Source organism: Terrisporobacter glycolicus ATCC 14880 = DSM 1288, from assembly GCF_036812735.1.
In the GTDB taxonomy this organism is placed as follows: domain Bacteria; phylum Bacillota; class Clostridia; order Peptostreptococcales; family Peptostreptococcaceae; genus Terrisporobacter; species Terrisporobacter glycolicus.
In genome coordinates, this window is sequence record NZ_CP117523.1 from 3298579 (window position 1) to 3315647 (window position 17069).

Annotated in this window: 19 protein-coding genes and 1 other annotated feature; of the genes, 2 read left to right on the forward strand and 17 right to left on the reverse strand. The window is 29.0% G+C overall.

Annotated features, from left to right (window positions below):
* Positions 1 to 18: 18 nt before the first annotated feature.
* The 8 genes from argH to nadD all read right to left on the reverse strand — a co-directional run bounded on the left by argH (position 19) and on the right by nadD (position 8837).
* Complete coding sequence (gene argH / locus TEGL_RS16190; protein WP_018591512.1) at positions 19 to 1335, reverse strand: argininosuccinate lyase; 1317 nt, start codon at positions 1333 to 1335, stop codon at positions 19 to 21.
* A gap of 72 nt (positions 1336 to 1407) precedes the next feature.
* Entirely contained in the window at positions 1408 to 2247 is an 840-nt protein-coding gene (locus tag TEGL_RS16195; RefSeq protein ID WP_018591513.1) for a Cof-type HAD-IIB family hydrolase, read from the reverse strand.
* A gap of 116 nt (positions 2248 to 2363) precedes the next feature.
* Positions 2364 to 3629 carry a cation:proton antiporter gene (locus TEGL_RS16200; RefSeq protein WP_018591514.1) on the reverse strand — a complete coding sequence of 422 codons (1266 nt, stop codon included), beginning with the start codon at positions 3627 to 3629 and terminating at the stop codon, positions 2364 to 2366.
* A gap of 108 nt (positions 3630 to 3737) precedes the next feature.
* Positions 3738 to 4121 carry a RidA family protein gene (locus TEGL_RS16205; RefSeq protein ID WP_018591515.1) on the reverse strand — a complete coding sequence of 128 codons (384 nt, stop codon included), beginning with the start codon at positions 4119 to 4121 and terminating at the stop codon, positions 3738 to 3740.
* Positions 4122 to 4300: 179 nt separating this feature from the next.
* On the reverse strand, positions 4301 to 6721 hold the full coding sequence (gene leuS, locus TEGL_RS16210) for a leucine--tRNA ligase (protein ID WP_018591516.1): 2421 nt from the start codon (positions 6719 to 6721) through the stop codon (positions 4301 to 4303).
* 114 nt (positions 6722 to 6835) lie between these two features.
* Positions 6836 to 7025 (reverse strand) — a binding site (T-box leader).
* A 36-nt stretch (positions 7026 to 7061) separates the two neighbouring features.
* Positions 7062 to 7412 (reverse strand): ribosome silencing factor, encoded by a 351-nt coding sequence (rsfS, locus tag TEGL_RS16215; protein ID WP_026255137.1) that lies wholly within the window; start codon positions 7410 to 7412, stop codon positions 7062 to 7064.
* Positions 7413 to 7562: 150 nt separating this feature from the next.
* A complete protein-coding gene (gene yqeK / locus TEGL_RS16220; RefSeq protein WP_018591518.1) occupies positions 7563 to 8147 on the reverse strand; it encodes a bis(5'-nucleosyl)-tetraphosphatase (symmetrical) YqeK in 585 nt (194 codons plus the stop codon).
* Positions 8148 to 8837, reverse strand: coding sequence for a nicotinate-nucleotide adenylyltransferase (gene nadD, locus TEGL_RS16225; RefSeq protein WP_018591519.1), 690 nt, complete (start codon positions 8835 to 8837; stop codon positions 8148 to 8150). It abuts the gene before it with no gap.
* 236 nt (positions 8838 to 9073) lie between these two features.
* Here nadD and recX point away from each other — a divergent pair, with 236 nt between their 5' ends.
* Together recX and TEGL_RS16235 are read left to right on the forward strand one after the other, a co-directional pair.
* Positions 9074 to 9715 carry a recombination regulator RecX gene (gene recX / locus TEGL_RS16230; RefSeq protein WP_018591520.1) on the forward strand — a complete coding sequence of 214 codons (642 nt, stop codon included), beginning with the start codon at positions 9074 to 9076 and terminating at the stop codon, positions 9713 to 9715.
* 236 nt (positions 9716 to 9951) lie between these two features.
* Complete coding sequence (locus TEGL_RS16235; protein WP_018591521.1) at positions 9952 to 10872, forward strand: ribonuclease Z; 921 nt, start codon at positions 9952 to 9954, stop codon at positions 10870 to 10872.
* 30 nt (positions 10873 to 10902) lie between these two features.
* Here the strand turns inward: TEGL_RS16235 and TEGL_RS16240 are convergent, their stop codons facing one another.
* From TEGL_RS16240 to rplU, 9 genes are all read right to left on the reverse strand, one after another.
* The gene (locus TEGL_RS16240; protein WP_018591522.1) at positions 10903 to 12075 is read right to left on the reverse strand and encodes a S41 family peptidase; all 1173 of its coding nucleotides are present in this window, start codon (positions 12073 to 12075) and stop codon (positions 10903 to 10905) included.
* A gap of 15 nt (positions 12076 to 12090) precedes the next feature.
* A complete protein-coding gene (locus tag TEGL_RS16245) occupies positions 12091 to 12306 on the reverse strand; it encodes a helix-turn-helix domain-containing protein (protein WP_018591523.1) in 216 nt (71 codons plus the stop codon).
* A 9-nt stretch (positions 12307 to 12315) separates the two neighbouring features.
* Positions 12316 to 12798, reverse strand: a complete 483-nt coding sequence (locus TEGL_RS16250; RefSeq protein ID WP_018591524.1) for a DUF2975 domain-containing protein — start codon at positions 12796 to 12798, stop codon at positions 12316 to 12318.
* Between the two features lie 161 nt (positions 12799 to 12959).
* Entirely contained in the window at positions 12960 to 14024 is a 1065-nt protein-coding gene (locus TEGL_RS16255; RefSeq protein ID WP_018591525.1) for an ABC transporter substrate-binding protein, read from the reverse strand.
* Between the two features lie 307 nt (positions 14025 to 14331).
* Complete coding sequence (locus TEGL_RS16260; RefSeq protein ID WP_018591526.1) at positions 14332 to 14703, reverse strand: YhbY family RNA-binding protein; 372 nt, start codon at positions 14701 to 14703, stop codon at positions 14332 to 14334.
* Between the two features lie 25 nt (positions 14704 to 14728).
* Complete coding sequence (gene obgE / locus TEGL_RS16265; RefSeq protein WP_018591527.1) at positions 14729 to 16006, reverse strand: GTPase ObgE; 1278 nt, start codon at positions 16004 to 16006, stop codon at positions 14729 to 14731.
* Between the two features lie 88 nt (positions 16007 to 16094).
* Complete coding sequence (rpmA, locus tag TEGL_RS16270; RefSeq protein WP_018591528.1) at positions 16095 to 16385, reverse strand: 50S ribosomal protein L27; 291 nt, start codon at positions 16383 to 16385, stop codon at positions 16095 to 16097.
* Between the two features lie 13 nt (positions 16386 to 16398).
* Positions 16399 to 16719 (reverse strand): ribosomal-processing cysteine protease Prp, encoded by a 321-nt coding sequence (locus tag TEGL_RS16275; RefSeq protein WP_018591529.1) that lies wholly within the window; start codon positions 16717 to 16719, stop codon positions 16399 to 16401.
* A 15-nt stretch (positions 16720 to 16734) separates the two neighbouring features.
* Positions 16735 to 17049, reverse strand: a complete 315-nt coding sequence (gene rplU / locus TEGL_RS16280; RefSeq protein ID WP_018591530.1) for a 50S ribosomal protein L21 — start codon at positions 17047 to 17049, stop codon at positions 16735 to 16737.
* Positions 17050 to 17069: the final 20 nt, after the last annotated feature.

Consider the following 17069-nt stretch of genomic DNA (forward strand, 5'->3'; position numbering starts at 1 on the left):
GATAATCCATCTTATTTTTTATTTTAAATTTTTCTTTATACCTTTATCCAATATATTTTCATAATCAATAAAATCATATATATATCCATCAAAAACTTTAGAGAAACTCTGTAACTCATCTAAAGATAAATCTTCTATAGATTTATTATTATCTTCACAATAAATTACAATTCCACCCACTATACCATGAGCATCTCGAAAAGGCACATTTTTATTTACTAAATAATCTGCCACTTCTGTAGCATTTAAAAAACCACCTTTAACAGCTTTTTTCATATTATCTTTTCTAATTCTCAATGTAGCTATCATTCTCTCCATTATTTGAAGGCACATAGAAATAGTATTTACACTATCAAAAAAGCCTTCTTTGTCTTCTTGCATGTCTTTATTGTACGCTAGAGGCAATCCTTTCATCACTGTTAATAGAGAAATCAAGTTCCCATATACTCTTCCTGTTTTTCCTCTTATCAGTTCTGCACCATCAGGATTTTTCTTTTGGGGCATTATAGAACTACCAGTTGAATACAAGTCATCTAACTCAATAAATCTAAATTCTTGAGAACTCCAAAGTATTAGCTCTTCACTAAGTCTACTTAGATGCATCATTATTATAGAAAAATCACTCATAAGTTCCAATAAATAATCTCTATCACTTACTCCATCCATAAAATTCTCTACTGGCTTTTTAAAACCCAATATGTCACTGGTAATATTTCTATCAATATTATGGGTAGTACCAGCCAATGCTCCACATCCTAAAGGTGATTCATCTAAAATTTCCAAAGCATTATTTAGCCTTTTACTATCTCTATCTAACATACTATAATAAGCCATAAGGTGATGTTTAAAAGTAACTACTTGAGCTCTTTGTAAATGAGTATATCCAGGCATAATAACCGGATTATTGTCTGCTACTTCTTTAAGTGTATTTTTTAATTTATCTACATGTGAAATAATCTCTTTACATTTTTCCTTTGCAAATAATCTCATGTCTATAGCAACCTGATCATTTCTACTTCTTCCTGTATGAAGCTTTTTCCCCACATCTCCAACTCGTTCAATTAAATTTATTTCAACAAAACTATGAATATCTTCATAATTTCCACTAAGAGATAATTTACCTTCTTCTATGTCTTTCTCTATAGATTTTAAACCTGCAATTATTATTTTTCCTTCTTCTTCACTTAACAGATTAACTTTTACTTGCATATGAACGTGAGCTAAACTTCCCTCAATATCCTTTTTATATAAAAGCGAGTCAAAACAAAAGGATTTATTAAATTCCTCCATTAACTTATTTTCATCACTTCTAAAACGTCCTCCCCAAAGCTTCATCTAAATTGCCCCCTTTAGCGCATAATTTGTCCTATTAATCTACATTTCTTATAATAGTAGCATAATTGTTGATTAAGCAGTAGCAAATTTTTGTAAAATCAAATTATTAATAGCCTTAGCTACCCCACTATTTCCATTTTTATCTGTTATATGATTAGCAATTTTTTTCACATCTTCTTCTGCATTTCCCATTGCCACACCTGTTCCTGCAAATTCAATCATAGATAAGTCATTATAATTGTCTCCAAAAGCCATAATTTGTTCTCTATCTATTTTTAATATATTTGATAGATACTCCACAGCATTTCCTTTATGACTGCCTTCACTCATAATTTCTAAGTTTCCTTTCCATGAAGATGTAACCTCTATATTATTTACAAATTTTAAATCAGCTCTAACTTTATCTAACAAATCTTGCTTTTCCATTTCCATAACATTAAACTTTAAAACATTGCTATTTTTAACATCTTCTCTTAAGTCTTTTTTAAATATTATTTCAGCCTTATCAGAGAAGTTTTTTTGAATAAATTCTTTCATAAATTTCTTTTCTTCTTCAGTTTCATACTTTTGAAGTATTTTTTCATCTGTATAAACTTGATATCTAAGATTATATTCATCTATAATATCCATTATTTTCAAACATATATCTTTATCTATAAAATTAGAATATAAAACTTCATTTGTTATTGGATGCTTAATTATAGATCCATTAGAAGATATTATTGGCATTGTATTATCTAAAAAAGTCACATGTTCTTTAGCTGAATCATGAAATCTACCTGTAGCAAAGACCACTTTAATCCCCATTTTTTCTGCTTCTTTTAATGCAATCTTATTTTCATCTGTAATTTTATGGTCTTCACCTAAGACAGTTCCGTCCATATCTGTCACTATCAATTTATAATTTTTCATACTCACTCTACCTCTTTTTATTATTTAGTCACTTTATATTTTATCATATAAATAAATACCCTTAAAATAAAAAAATATAGCATAAATATAAATAATTTATGCTATATCTAATATTCTTAATTTCCTGTTGCGTCTTTACATTCTTCATCTTCCATTTCTAGTAAACCAAGCTTTTTAGCTACAAGCTTAGTTGTGCTTCCTTGCAATATAAGTGTTATTAATATTGTCATAAATACTATAGATGATATTATTTCACTTCCAGGAACCTTCATAGATGTTATTATACCACAAAGAGCTGCTGGTATAACTCCTGTTTCCCTTACCCACATCATAAATATAAGTTGATTTTTATTCCATTTTGCCTTTCTATCTACCAAAGTACATGCTAGTATACATAAAGGTCTTACTATAAATATTAAACCTAAAACAGATATTAACGAAGGTACGAAATATTTAAATAATATATCTAGTTGAACTTGACTACCTAATATTATAAATATACACATTCTACAAATTGTACCTAAGGTTTCTGCCACACTACAATCTGCATCATAGTGTTTTTGGCTAAGCCATAATTTAAAGTTCTGTTTATTTCCTGTTACCAAACCAACTATAAAACATGACATATATCCACTACCACCTAAATAAGTAGAAAGCTCATATGCTATTATTACAGATAATATGGATATTATAGGAGTATAGTCTTTAAATATACCCTGTGGACTATCATTGACTAAGAATAATAAAACCAGCCCTGTTATCAAACCTACTATTATTCCCACTATAATCATAATACAAAGATTATATATATTTTCCTCTACAGAAAAATGACCTCCCATAATTATGGATAAAACTGCCACTGTTAATATAGCTCCAGTAGCATCATTTAATGCAGATTCGCTAATTACTGTTTGTTTTACTTTTTTATCAATTTTTACTTGGTTAAATATTGGCACAATTGTTGCTGGATCTGTAGATGCTATTATTGAACCTGCTAAAAGACAGGTCATAAAGCTAATTTGAAAATTCAATCCTATAATTTTTGCCATTAAAAATGATGTTATAACAACGCCAAGTGTAGATAAAAGAAATACACTAATTTTTACATCTTTCAGGACTTTTAAACTAACCTCTTTTCCCCCCAAATACAAAATAAATGCTGATCCAAATGTTAATATTAATTGGTTTTCCAGTTGAAACTGAGTAATATCAATAATTTTTAGAACAGATGGTCCTAAAAAGATACCAACAATCAAAAACAATACTACATCCGGTATATTTATTAATTCACTTCCTTTGCTGCATATTATTCCTGTAATAGCTATAGTTGCAAATAGAATTAATAACTTGTTACATGCTATTGCATGAATGGATGTTTCCATGTCCCCATCTCCTTTTCATAAGTGTTATTTTATACCATAATATTAATTATAAATAAAAAATGACCATCTGTGATGGTCATTTGTGTTAAATTTATGTTATAAATTTTACTATTCAACTACTGCTATTATTTCTATTTCAACTTTAACGTCTTTTGGTAATCTAGCAACTTCAACACAAGCTCTAGCTGGTTTATTTTCTCCGAAATATTCAGCATAAACTTCGTTTATTTGAGCGAACTCATTCATATCTTTTATGAATACTGTAGTTTTAACTACATGTGAGAAATCAGCTCCTGCTTCTTTTAATATAGCTTGAAGATTTTTTAATGATTGAGCAGTTTGTGCTTTTACATCTCCTTCAACTATTTCCATTGTTTCTGGAACAAAAGGAACTTGTCCTGATATGAATAATAAGTTTCCAGCTTTAACAGCTTGAGAATATGGTCCTATTGCAGCTGGTGCATTATTAGTATGTATAACTTGATGTTTCATGTTTTTTACCTCCTAAAAAAATATATTGATTAAAAACATTTTCCTCTCTATTATACTACTCATAAAAAGAATTGTACATATGGTTTTTATAATTCTTTTTATTTAATAAACAAAAAAAGGTCCAAATATTTATTTTTAGACCCTTTTTTTATTTTCACTTTATATATTTAAAGCAGATTCTATTTAACAACTATATTTACTAATTTTTTAGGAACAGCAATAACTTTTACCACATTTTTTCCTTCTATTGCAGCTTTAACCTTTTCACTTTCTAAAGCTACTTTTTCCATGTCTTCTCTAGCTATATTAGCATCCATAGATATTTTATCTCTTAATTTACCATTAACTTGAACTATTACTTCTACTTCATCTTGAACTAAAGCTTTTTCATCGAATTTAGGCCAACTTATATCAAATACGCTACCTTCTTTACCTATCATAGTCCATAATTCTTCACCTAAGTGAGGAGTAAACGGTGCAAGTATATTTACTATTGTTTCGATACCTTCTCTTATTATTCCATCATTTCTAGTATCTAATTCTTTATATTTATACATTTCGTTTATTAATTCCATTAATGCTGCTATAGCTGTATTAAATCCGAATTTTTCACTTAAATCAGCAGTAACTTTCTTAAGTGTTGAGTGTATTACAAGCCTCATTGCTTTATCTTCTTTAGTTAAAGCTTTTACTTCAGCATTTGATTTAGCTACTTCAGCTAATTCATCAACTAATCTGTAAACTCTGTTTAAGAATCTAAAACATCCTTCAACACCTTGTTCTGACCAGTCTAAGTCTCTTTCTGGTGGAGCTGCGAATAATACGAATAATCTAGCAGTATCTGCACCGTATTTGTTTATTATTTCTATAGGTGATACAGTATTACCTTTCGACTTACTCATTTTACTTCCATCCATTAAAACCATACCTTGAGTTAATAAGTTTTTGAATGGTTCATCGAAATCTAACATTCCCATTGATTTGAATGCCTTAACGAAGAATCTAGCGTAAAGCAAGTGCATTATAGCATGCTCTACTCCACCTATATATTGATCTACTGGCATCCATTTATTTGCTAATTCTTTACTGAATGGTTCTTCAGTGTTTTTAGGATCTATATATCTTAAGAAGTACCAAGATGAATCAACAAATGTATCCATAGTATCAACTTCTCTTCTCGCTTCTTTTCCACAGTGTGGACAAGGAGTTGTTTTGAATGCTTGAGAAGTAGTAAGCGGAGATTCTCCTTTTCCTGTGAATTCAACATCTGTAGGAAGTAATACTGGTAAATCTTTTTTGTCTACTGGTACTATTCCACAGTCATCACAGTAAACAACAGGTATTGGGCATCCCCAGTATCTTTGTCTAGATAATAACCAGTCTCTAAGTCTGTAGTTAGTAGTTTTCTCTCCTCTATTATCTTTAGCAAGTTTTTCAACTATACCTTCAAATGCATCTGAAGCGTCCATTCCATTGAACTCTTCTGAGTTTATCATTTTATTGTCTTCATCTATAACAGGTATTATATCTAAATTAAATTTCTCAGCGAAATCTCTATCTCTATCATCATGAGCCGGAACTGCCATTATAGCTCCAGTACCATAGTCAGCTAATACATAGTTTGCTATCCAAACTGGTATTTTCTTGTTGTTTACTGGATTTATAACATATTTACCGATAAACATACCTTCTTTTTCTACATCAGAAGCAGTTCTTTCTATTTCTGTTTTAGTATGCATTTTTGCTATGAAAGAATTAACGTCAGATTCATACTCTGTACCTTCAACTAATTCCTTAACTAATTCACTCTCTGGAGCTAAAACCATAAAAGTAACACCATATGTTGTATCTGGTCTAGTAGTGTAAACTGTCATAGATTTGTCAGTTCCGTCTATATCAAATACCAATTCAGCACCATTAGATTTTCCAATCCAGTTTCTTTGCATTGTTTTAACTTTTTCTGGCCATCCATCTAAAGTATCTAAGTCATTTAATAATTCCTCAGCAAATGCAGTAGTTTTAAAATACCATTGTTCTAAGTCTTTTTTAACAACTACGCTATCACATCTGTCGCAAAGCCCTCCAACAACTTGTTCGTTAGCAAGAACCGTCTCACAAGATGGACACCAGTTAACGAAAGATTTTTTCTTATAAGCAAGACCTGCTTCTAAGAATTTTAAGAATATTTCTTGTGTAAATCTATAATATTCTGGAGTAGAAGTGGCTACTTCTCTTTCCCAATCATAACTTAATCCTAATAATTTTAATTGACCTTTCATGTCCTCTATGTTTTCCATAGTCCATTTATGTGGATGTATTCCATGTTTTATAGCCGCATTTTCAGCTGGTAAACCAAATGAATCCCATCCCATTGGATGAAGTACATTGTACCCTTCCATTTTCTTAAATCTAGCAACTACGTCACCTATAGAGTAGTTTCTAACATGTCCCATATGTATGTTTCCTGATGGATAAGGGAACATCTCTAAAGCATAATAACTTGGCTTTGAAGAATCCGTTGTGTCAGTTTTATATTGATTATTTTCTGTCCATGTTTTTTGCCATTTGTCTTCAATCTTTTTAAAATTGTAAACGCTCATGATTTACCTCCTAAGTATTTTCTGTAATAATTTCCATAAGTATTATTTTATCCAAGTTAAGAAATTCTAAAATTTCTTAATAATATTAAAAAAATCCCCGTCCTAAACTTTACGTTTAGGGACGAGGATATATTTTCGCGGTACCACCCTAATTAGTTTACAAAAGTAAACTCTCTTAGATAGTCTTTATGCCAACTACGGCCAAATAATTTTATGTTAGCAAGTTCAAAAATAGTTTATGCTGATTCACACCAAATATCAACTCTCTGAAATAAACAAACTTTCCTACTACTCTAACTTATTTGATTTCAATCTTTATTTTTCTATAATATTAACATCTTTATGCTAAAGTGTCAACATCCACGTATGGAGCATCTTTCCATAGTTTTTCTAAGTTATAGAATCCTCTATTTTCTTCATCAAATACGTGAACCATTACATCACCATAATCAAGTAATATCCAATTTTGAGTTTCATATCCTTCTTTTGATCTTGGTTCTATTCCGTGCTCTGTTAAAGCATCTTGTACATTATCTGCTATTGCTTTAACTTGTCTTGTAGAACCAGCAGTTGCTATAACAAAATAATCACATAGAGAAGATACTTTCCCTATATTTATTATTGATATATCTTGACCTAATTTATCATCAATTGCATCGTAAACAATCTTTGTCATTTGTTCAACAGTCATGTTAGTCATATTCCGTCTCCTTTCAATTTTAAAGCTACCTAGTTATTATATCATAAATATTTGTATTATTACTATTATATATACAAATTTAAAAATTTGCGCCTATTATTATACAATCTTACAATACTATTTGCTTGAAAAATAATCATTCTAGTTAAAAGTACCTATAATCAATTCTTCTAATATATAATTTCTAGCTTTTACAGTTCTTGGGTGTATTAACTGATTATTATCTATCACAAATTTTATAGTATTATTGAAAGATAAAATTAATGCTTCTTCTAATCTCCCACTATAAGTTAGTTCTCTTAATTCTTCTACTCTTGGAAAGTTCCTTCCCTCTTCTATTAAGTCAGCCATATATATTATTTTTTCTAAAAGAGACATGTTTTCCTTTCCTGTAGTATGATATTTTATTGCATTTATAATTTCTTCATCCTTAATATTAAATATATCTACTGCTACATAAGAACCTATAACACTATGAGATAGGGCTATATTGTTTACTTCCAAAGGATCTAGTTCTATATTAAACCTTTCTATACAATCTTCAATTTGTTCATCTGTAAAATATTTAGCACAATCATGAACAAGTCCAGCAATTTCGGCTTTTTCTTTGTCACACTTATATATTTCACTTAGCTTTAATGCACATTTTGATACATTTAAAGAATGTTTTAATCTTCTCTCAGGTAACATCTCTTTTAGTGTTTTTTCTATTTGTTTTATATCCATTTACTCAACTCCAAAATTGTATAAACCCTTTTCCTTTATATATGATTCCACATTTTCAGGTATTAAGTACCTAACTGACTTCCCTAAATTCAGTTGGTCTCTAATATATGTGGATGATATATCTAAGGAAGGTACATATACATTTATAATTTTTGCATTATATTTATTTTCTAATTTTTCTATATAGTCTTGAGCCCTAAGCAGACTTATACCCGGCCTTGTTGCTGCTACAAATGTGGCTAATTTGAAATTTTCAGCAACATCTTTCCATGCTTCTATATCACATATGGCATCTGCTCCTGTAATAAAAAATAATTCACAAGTTGGATAAGTCTTTTTTAACTCCCTCAAAGTATCTATAGTATAAGTCTTTCCAACTTTATTAATTTCCATATCAGAAACTACAAAATTTTCATTTTTTACAGTAGCAAGTACTACCATTTCATAACGATCTTTTTTATCAGTTATATTCCAAAATTTATGAGGAGGATTACCAGAAGGTATGAAAATAACTTTATCTAAATTATATTTGCCTCTTATAAACTCCACCGTTGCTAGATGAGCATAATGTATAGGGTCAAATGTTCCTCCTAATATTCCTATTCTTAAATTATGAGCACTGTCCCTAAATTTTGCCATCTTCTCATTATTTTTCAATATAGATTCAATAACTATATCTTCAATCCTCATTATTATTCTCCTTTTTACTCCCTTTTTTCTATAACAATTAAGTTTATTATATAAAAACCCTTTTTTTAGTATATAATCATAAATATATATTTTTATTAACTAAATTATCTATATTTATACTTTAATTGCAAAAATTTGTTCACTATTAATATATATAATAATTTCAATTATATAACAAGTGATTTTTAACATTTATTTAACTTTAAGCAATAAATTTAATTCAAAGGAGACAAAATATGTCTGTAATAACAAAAATTGAGGTTCAAAAGAAAAACCAAGACAGAGTAAATATTTATGTTGATGAAAAATTTTTCATGGCTATTTATAAAGAGCTAGTATTTACTTTCAATTTAAAAAAAGGTGACAACATAGAAGAAGATCATCTTAGACAAATTTTAAAAGATGAAATGTTTTTAAAAGGCAAAAATAAAGCTTTAAATATTCTATCAAAGGCTAGTCAGTCTGAGAAAAAAATTAGAGAAAAATTGGAAAATGATTTTGAAGAAGACGTTATAGATGAAGTTCTTGATTTTTTAAAAAAATACAATTTTATCAACGATAACGAATTAGCTTCTAAAATTGTAACTACAAATGTTAATCTAAATAAATATGGTAAAAATAAAATAAAACAAAATCTTTATAATAAAGGAATTGAAAAATCAGCCATTGATGAAGCTATTTCTGAAATTGATATAGATGCAGAGTTTAAAAATGCTCTTTATTTAGCTGAAAAAAGATATACACGAGTGAAAAATGAAGACCCTAAAAAAGCTTATGCTAAAGTTGCAAATCACCTTGCTTATAAAGGCTTTAATTATGATATAATTAAAAGCGTATTAAATAAGATTTTTAAAAATGATTACAATGACGATTATTAAGATATAAGTATATACATTATACTTTAGGAGGTAATATGAAAACTGTTATAGCCATACTTTGTGTACTATTATCAATTTACAATATTAAACAATTATACAAGGAAGATAGATAAAAAAGAGATTATTTTAATAATCTCTTTTTTAAATAAAATATATTTTATAAGATATTTTGTTAAGACTATAATTATAATTAGTGATTATTATTTTAAAATAAATTATACATAAGGAGAGTTCATATGATAGATTTAGTTTTGCTAGGATGTGGTGGTAATGTACCTATGCCTAATAGAAATCTTTCCTCTTTATTTATTAATTATAAAGGGAAAAAAATTTTAATAGACTGCGGCGAAGGTACTCAAGTATCTATGAGAATGAAAAATTGTGGTTTTAAAGATGTAGATTTGATTTTAATAACTCATCTCCATGGTGACCATATAATAGGTCTTATTGGTCTTTTGTCTACTATGGGCAATAGCGGTAAAACAGAAGACTTAACTATTGTTGGACCTAAAGGAATTATAGAAACTATGAAAGCTATAAAAGTACTTGTGGAATATTTGCCTTATAAATTGATAATAATAGAAAATCCAGATAAAAGCTTCACTTTAGAAGATCATCCTACTTTTAAAGATTTAGAAATTTCTACACTAGAGCTAGATCACTCCACTGAATGTTTGGGTTATAGCTTATATTTTAAAAGAGCTCCTAAGTTTAATGCAAAAAAGGCAAAATTAAATAATGTTCCCCAACATCTGTGGAACAGGCTACAAAAATCTGATTCTGTTTTTTATGATAGAAAAATGTATACTTCTGATATGGTTTTGGGAGATGATAGAAAAGGTATTAAAATTAGTTTTATTACTGATACGAGATTCTTACTTACTATCCCTGACTTCATTAAAAATAGTGATTTATTTGTTTGCGAAGCCATGTATGGAGATGATATGGATATTTCTAAAGCTGTAAAAAACAAACACATGACTTTTACAGAAGCTGCTAACCTAGCAGCATTAGGCAAAGTTAAACAACTACTTTTAACACATTTTAGTCCATCTTTAGAAAATCCCAATGAGTACTTAGAAAATGCCACAAGGATTTTCCCAAATACTATAGTTGGAGAAGATAGATTGTCCTTATCTTTAAATTACGAAGATTAAAAATAGTGCTCAATATAATGAGCACTATTTTTATTGAATATTTTCTAATTCTAATACCTTGTTTATACAAGGATCTATTTTACGTATACCATACCTTATAGTATTATTCACCACTACATCTGGTGTAACTTTTTTTTCTTCATCACATATACCACTTTCTGTTAAATACATTGTGGATGACATTCTAACAATAAGACCACTATTATTTAGCTTAAAAAGTACAGGATCATATACATATCCATCTCCACCTGTTTGGGATCCTATTATAGTAGCAAATTTCTGTTCTTTACAAAATATAGCAAATGATTCTGCTCCAGAAAATACATCATCATCTACTAGTAAATATATTCTCCCTTTAAAAGGTGCTTTTGATTTTCCTTCCACAACCTCTTCATTATATTCAAAATGTGTAAACATACTAGTAGCTTCTTTTGGTGCATTACTTAGCAGAGGTAATTCATCAATATCATTAAGCTTTGCATTCCTCGCTTTTGTATAGTTTTTTATAACCTTTGAAGAATTTCTAACCAAGCGATATCCCCTACATTTATAATTCTTATCAGAAATATTAGATACTAAGTCTATCCAATATTGATCATTACCTCCCATATTTCCTCTTATATCAATGATAAGAGATTGATAATCTTTTATTTCCTTTATATATGAACTAATTTTTTTCATATCATCGTCAATACTTCCACTTGCCGAGTTCATTTGAGGTATATACATATATCCCACTTTATCTTTAACTAAATCTTTTAGCTCTATATTTTTACCACTTCCCATTCCATACGCATTACTTTTTTCCTTATCATTATATAAGTGGTTTAAATCTTTATCATTAAAAAAATCATACCATCCTAGAGGTTCATAAACATCTTTCAACATATTAAAGTACCAAGCATCAGTAATCACTTCTGTATGCCCATTATGCAACTTTCTCATTATGGAATTTAATTCATTTGCAAAATCCTCATCTGATGATGTTTTTTTAATTCTCCTTCTAAAATCCTCTTTATTTGCTAGCCAATCATCTTTATATAGTCTTTTATTAACTTCTAAATATGGATACCCCTCTTTGACTTCATTGTATAATTGTTCAAAATCAGCTACTTTTTCTTCTAAAGTCAAAGTACTAGTATTAGAACATCCAACTGTAGTCAAACATATTAATATAGATATTATTAATATCCTCCACTTCATAGATTTTCCCCCTAATTATACTTCCTCATCTTCTATATACTCAAGTATATCCCCTGGCTGACAATCTAAAACCTTACATATCTCGTTTAGAGTTGTAAACCTAACAGCCTTAGCTCTGTTATTTTTCAGTATAGATAAATTGGCATTAGTAATATCTATTTTTTCTGCTAAATCTTTCAGAGACATCTTCCTTTTTGCCATCATCACGTCTAAGTTAACTATAATAGTCATAATAATCTCCTATACAGTATATTCATTTTCCTCTTTTATTGTAATCGCTTGATCAAAAGCATCTGCAATTACAAAACATAAAAGACCTGCTATAAAATATATAGCCATACCTGGTGTTATAAAAACGCCTGGAGCTAAGTCCAAAAATCTAAGACCACTAACTCCATTTATTATTGTAAGAATATAGTCTAATATTAAATTTACAAGTAATAAAGACCCTATATTTTTAAATTTTTTTACATTTGATTTTACAAATATATTTACTCTTGAAGTACTTACTATATCCAATAAAAAAGCAATCATTGTTAGATAAGTTAATCCAATAATAAATACTCCAATATAAAATACTAATGTACCTGTGTCCTTACTATTATTAAAAATAAATGGAATTCCCATAAATACCGCCATTATCAATATTAAACCCAATGCGAAGAATAACATTATTAATGAAGAACTTAATATACTTTTTGTTTTTGTTGTATTTTTTAACATAATACACACTCCCCCTTTTGTTTTTATAATATTATGATAGCAGTTATAATATCGTTTTTCAATAAATTAATATTGTATTTTAATATATTTTTATCATAAAAGATTAATATATCAAACTTTTGATTGCACAAAAATAGAGGTAGACTAATCTACCTCTATTTTTATTGTTCATCTGATTTTATTGCAATCCATGCTTTATCATACATTTTTTTAACATCTAGCGGGAAATCTTTGTAAATTTCGCATCTATTCATTATTTCTATCGGCATATATGCATTTGGATTGTTTTTTACATTTTCTGGTTGTTCTTCTCTTGCTTCTTTATTAGGAGTTGTATATCCTATTTCATCAGCTATTCTAAGGGCACTTTTCTTATCACTTACAAAGTTTATAAACTTTTCAGCACCTTTTACATTTTTAGCATTTTTAGGTATACATAAACTATCAATCCAGAAGTTTGCACCTTCTTCAGGCACTACATAAACCAGATTAGGATACTCATCTTGTAAGTTTAATCCTTCTCCAGACCATATCATGTTTATATCTGTCTCTCCTGCTGGGATCATTGTCGTTCCATTATCTACACCATATAAGGGTTTAACCAATTTTCTTTGTTCTAATAGTAATTCTTTTGCTTCTTCTATTTCCTTTGGATTAGTTGAATTTAAAGAATACCCTAATTTCTTTAATGCTACACCTATTGTGTCTCTATATGTATCAAACATAAATATTTTGTCTTTATATTTTTCATTCCATAATATGTCCCAACTTTTTACTTCTTCTTTCACTACATCTTTATTATAAATAAGTCCTACTGTTCCGAACATATAAGGTACTGAGTATTTATTACCTGGATCTATTTCTAAGTCTAAGTATTCTTTGTCCATCTGAGAGATATTAGTTATATTATCTTTATTTATTTCCTGTATAAGCTTTTGGTCTATCATTCTTGGCATTAAAGCATCTGACACTAAAATAACATCGTATTTTCCCGCTCCACTTTTAACCTTTGAATACATAGCTTCCATATCATCAAAAGTTTCAATATTAACTCTTATATCATATTTTTTCTCAAATTCTTTTACTGTTTCATCATCTATGTTTTCACCATAGTTAAAAAAGTTTATTTCTTCAGGATACTTATCCTTTTTGTTACAACCCGTAAAAAATATGCTTACTGTTGTTAAACATATTATTAAGGTTAATATTTTAGCTATTTTTTTCATATTTTAATTTCCTTTCATATTTTATTTTTAAATTTATTTATGAGTTATAATACCAAATTAAATATAACTTATTAGAATTATATTCTAAATATCATTTTACAGTATAACATACTTTATATAAAAATTAAAATTTAAGCATTATAATGAATCTTCTATTAATTATATTTAAATAAAATAATTAATATTTACTTTTCTCAAGTCAAACAATTAGAAATAAAAAAAGCCATCATAAATGACTAATTTAGTCACTTAATAATAGCTTCTTTTTATATGATTCTGACATTTATTTATTATAAATTATATATCATTATCTTCTTTGAGATCTTTTAGTTGGTTTTCCTTTTTTAGTCATACCTTCTTCTGCTACTTTTTTAACTGAAGCTTTTTGACCTGGGAATAATATTTTGGGTTCTTCTACATTTTTTCTGTATAATGTAAATTTAAAACCTATAGCTTGAACAAACTCCGCTCTTAATGCTTTGCATATAGCATTAGCCGCTTCTTTTGTATCTATACCAGCAGTTTCTAATATAGTTACTTTAACTAATTCTTTCGAATCTAGCATTATATCTAATTGTTCTAAGAAACCTTCAGTTACACCGTCTTTTCCTATTTGAGTTATAGGCTTAAGAGTATTTGCTAAAGATCTTAAATACGCTCTTTGTCTTCCGTTTAACATATTGTCACCTCTTTTGTATTAAATTTTAGTCATAGAATTCAAATTCTATTTCGTATATCTTAACTGTATCTCCATCTTCAATACCCATTTCTCTAAGTTTGTCAAATACACCTTGACTTTCCATAGATTTTTGGAAGAATTGAATAGATTCCATATCTTCAAAGTTAACAGAGTACATAATTCTTCTAAGTGCCTTACCTGTAACAACATATACTCCATTTTCTATTTCTACTTGTAAAGCTTCTTCTTCTTCAGAATCTAATTCAGGAACATATAGTTCTTCTTCAGATACAAGTTCTATTTCTTCAGCATCTTTCAACACTTGAGAAACATAAGTTATTACATCATCTATACCTTCTCTTGTTGCTGCAGACATTTTGAATACTTTGTATCCTCTTTCTTCTAAAGTTGTCTTAAACTCTTCATAAACTGATTCATCTTCAAGTATATCTATTTTATTAGCTACTACAACTTGAGGTCTTGTAGCTAGTTTTTCATTGTATAATTTAAGTTCACCGTTTATACTATCAAAGTCTTCTAAAGCATTTCTACCTTCTAGTCCTGAAATATCAACTATATGTATTAATACTTTAGTTCTTTCAACGTGTCTTAAGAAGTCATGGCCAAGACCAATTCCTTCAGCTGCACCTTCTATAAGTCCTGGTATGTCAGCTAAAACAAAACTATCGCCAAATTTTGTTTGTACCACACCAAGATTTGGTGTTAAAGTTGTGAAGTGATAATTTGCTATCTTTGGTTTAGCTGCAGTGACAACTGATAAGAATGTAGATTTACCTACGTTAGGAAATCCTAATAGTCCTACATCAGCTATCATTTTAAGCTCTAATATAACCCATTTTTCTTCACCATCAGTTCCTGATTTTGCAAAGTTTGGAGCTTGTCTTACTGCGTTTGCAAAATTATGGTTTCCTTTTCCGCCTCTACCACCTCTTGCAACAACAGCTTTATCTCCTTCTTTTTTTAAGTCAGCTATTATTTTATTTGTAGCTTCATCTCTGACTATTGTTCCTGCCGGTACCTTTAGCACTAAATCTTCACCATTTTTACCAGCTTGTCTTTTTTTACTTCCATCTCCACCTGGAATGGCTACGTATTTTCTTTGGTATTTAAAGTCCATTAGTGTTCTTAAGTCGTTATCAACTTCAAATATAACACTAGCGCCTCTTCCTCCGTCTCCACCATCTGGTCCACCTGCAGGAACATATTTTTCTCTTCTAAATGATACTGCACCGTTTCCACCATTTCCAGCTTTGACAAATATCCTTGCCTTATCTATAAACAAAAGTGGCACCTCCTATTGGAATTTGCATTTTATTCAAATTCTCATTATTTAAAAAGAAAAGGAGTGTAAATACACTCCTCTCCCTTTATTATTCAGCAACTTGTACTGGATATATACTTACTTTTTTTCTTTTTTTGTCTTTTCTTTCGAATTTAACAGTACCGTCTATTAATGCGAATAAAGTGTCATCTCCACCTTTACCTACATTAGTTCCTGGATGTATTTTAGTACCTCTTTGTCTTACTATTATACTACCAGCAGTAACTATTTGTCCGTCATATCTTTTTACACCTAATCTTTTAGCTATAGAATCTCTACCGTTTTTAGATGATCCTACCCCTTTTTTAGATGCTAATAATTGTAAGTTCATGTTTAACATTTGGAGTCACCCCCTACTTTTTTAAGATTTTTATATTGTTTCGATAATCCTTTTGGATTGATTTCATTGTTAACTCAAAATGTTCTAGTAATAAATCAGTTTTTTCATTTAAACTTTCTTCGTGAACTAGACATTCAATAAAACCTTCTTGGCCTATTACAGAGTCGAATTTTACTTTTGCTAATGTATCTAATGAATTGATAACACCAATGGCATTAGAAGTCACAGCTGAACAAACAATGTCTTGTCCTATTGGAGCAAAATCAGCATGTCCTTTTATTGTAAAACCTTTACGTCTAAATTCGTCTGTATAATGATATTTTATCTTTATCATTTTGTTAACCTATTACTAAGCGTTTATTTTTTCAACAACTATCTTAGTGTATGGTTGACGATGACCTTGTTTTCTTCTGTAGTCTTTTTTAGCTTTATACTTGTAAACTACTATTTTCTTAGCTTTTCCTTGCTCTACTACTTTAGCAGTAACAGAAGCACCTTCTACAACTGGAGCTCCAACAACTAGTTCTCCTTCTGCATTAGTACAAGCTAATACTTCGTTTAAAGTTACTTCTTCACCAGCGTTAGCTTCTAACTTTTCAACGAATAATACATCACCTTCAGCAACTTTGTATTGCTTTCCACCTGTTTTAACTATAGCGTACATTAATATACACCTCCTCGGTC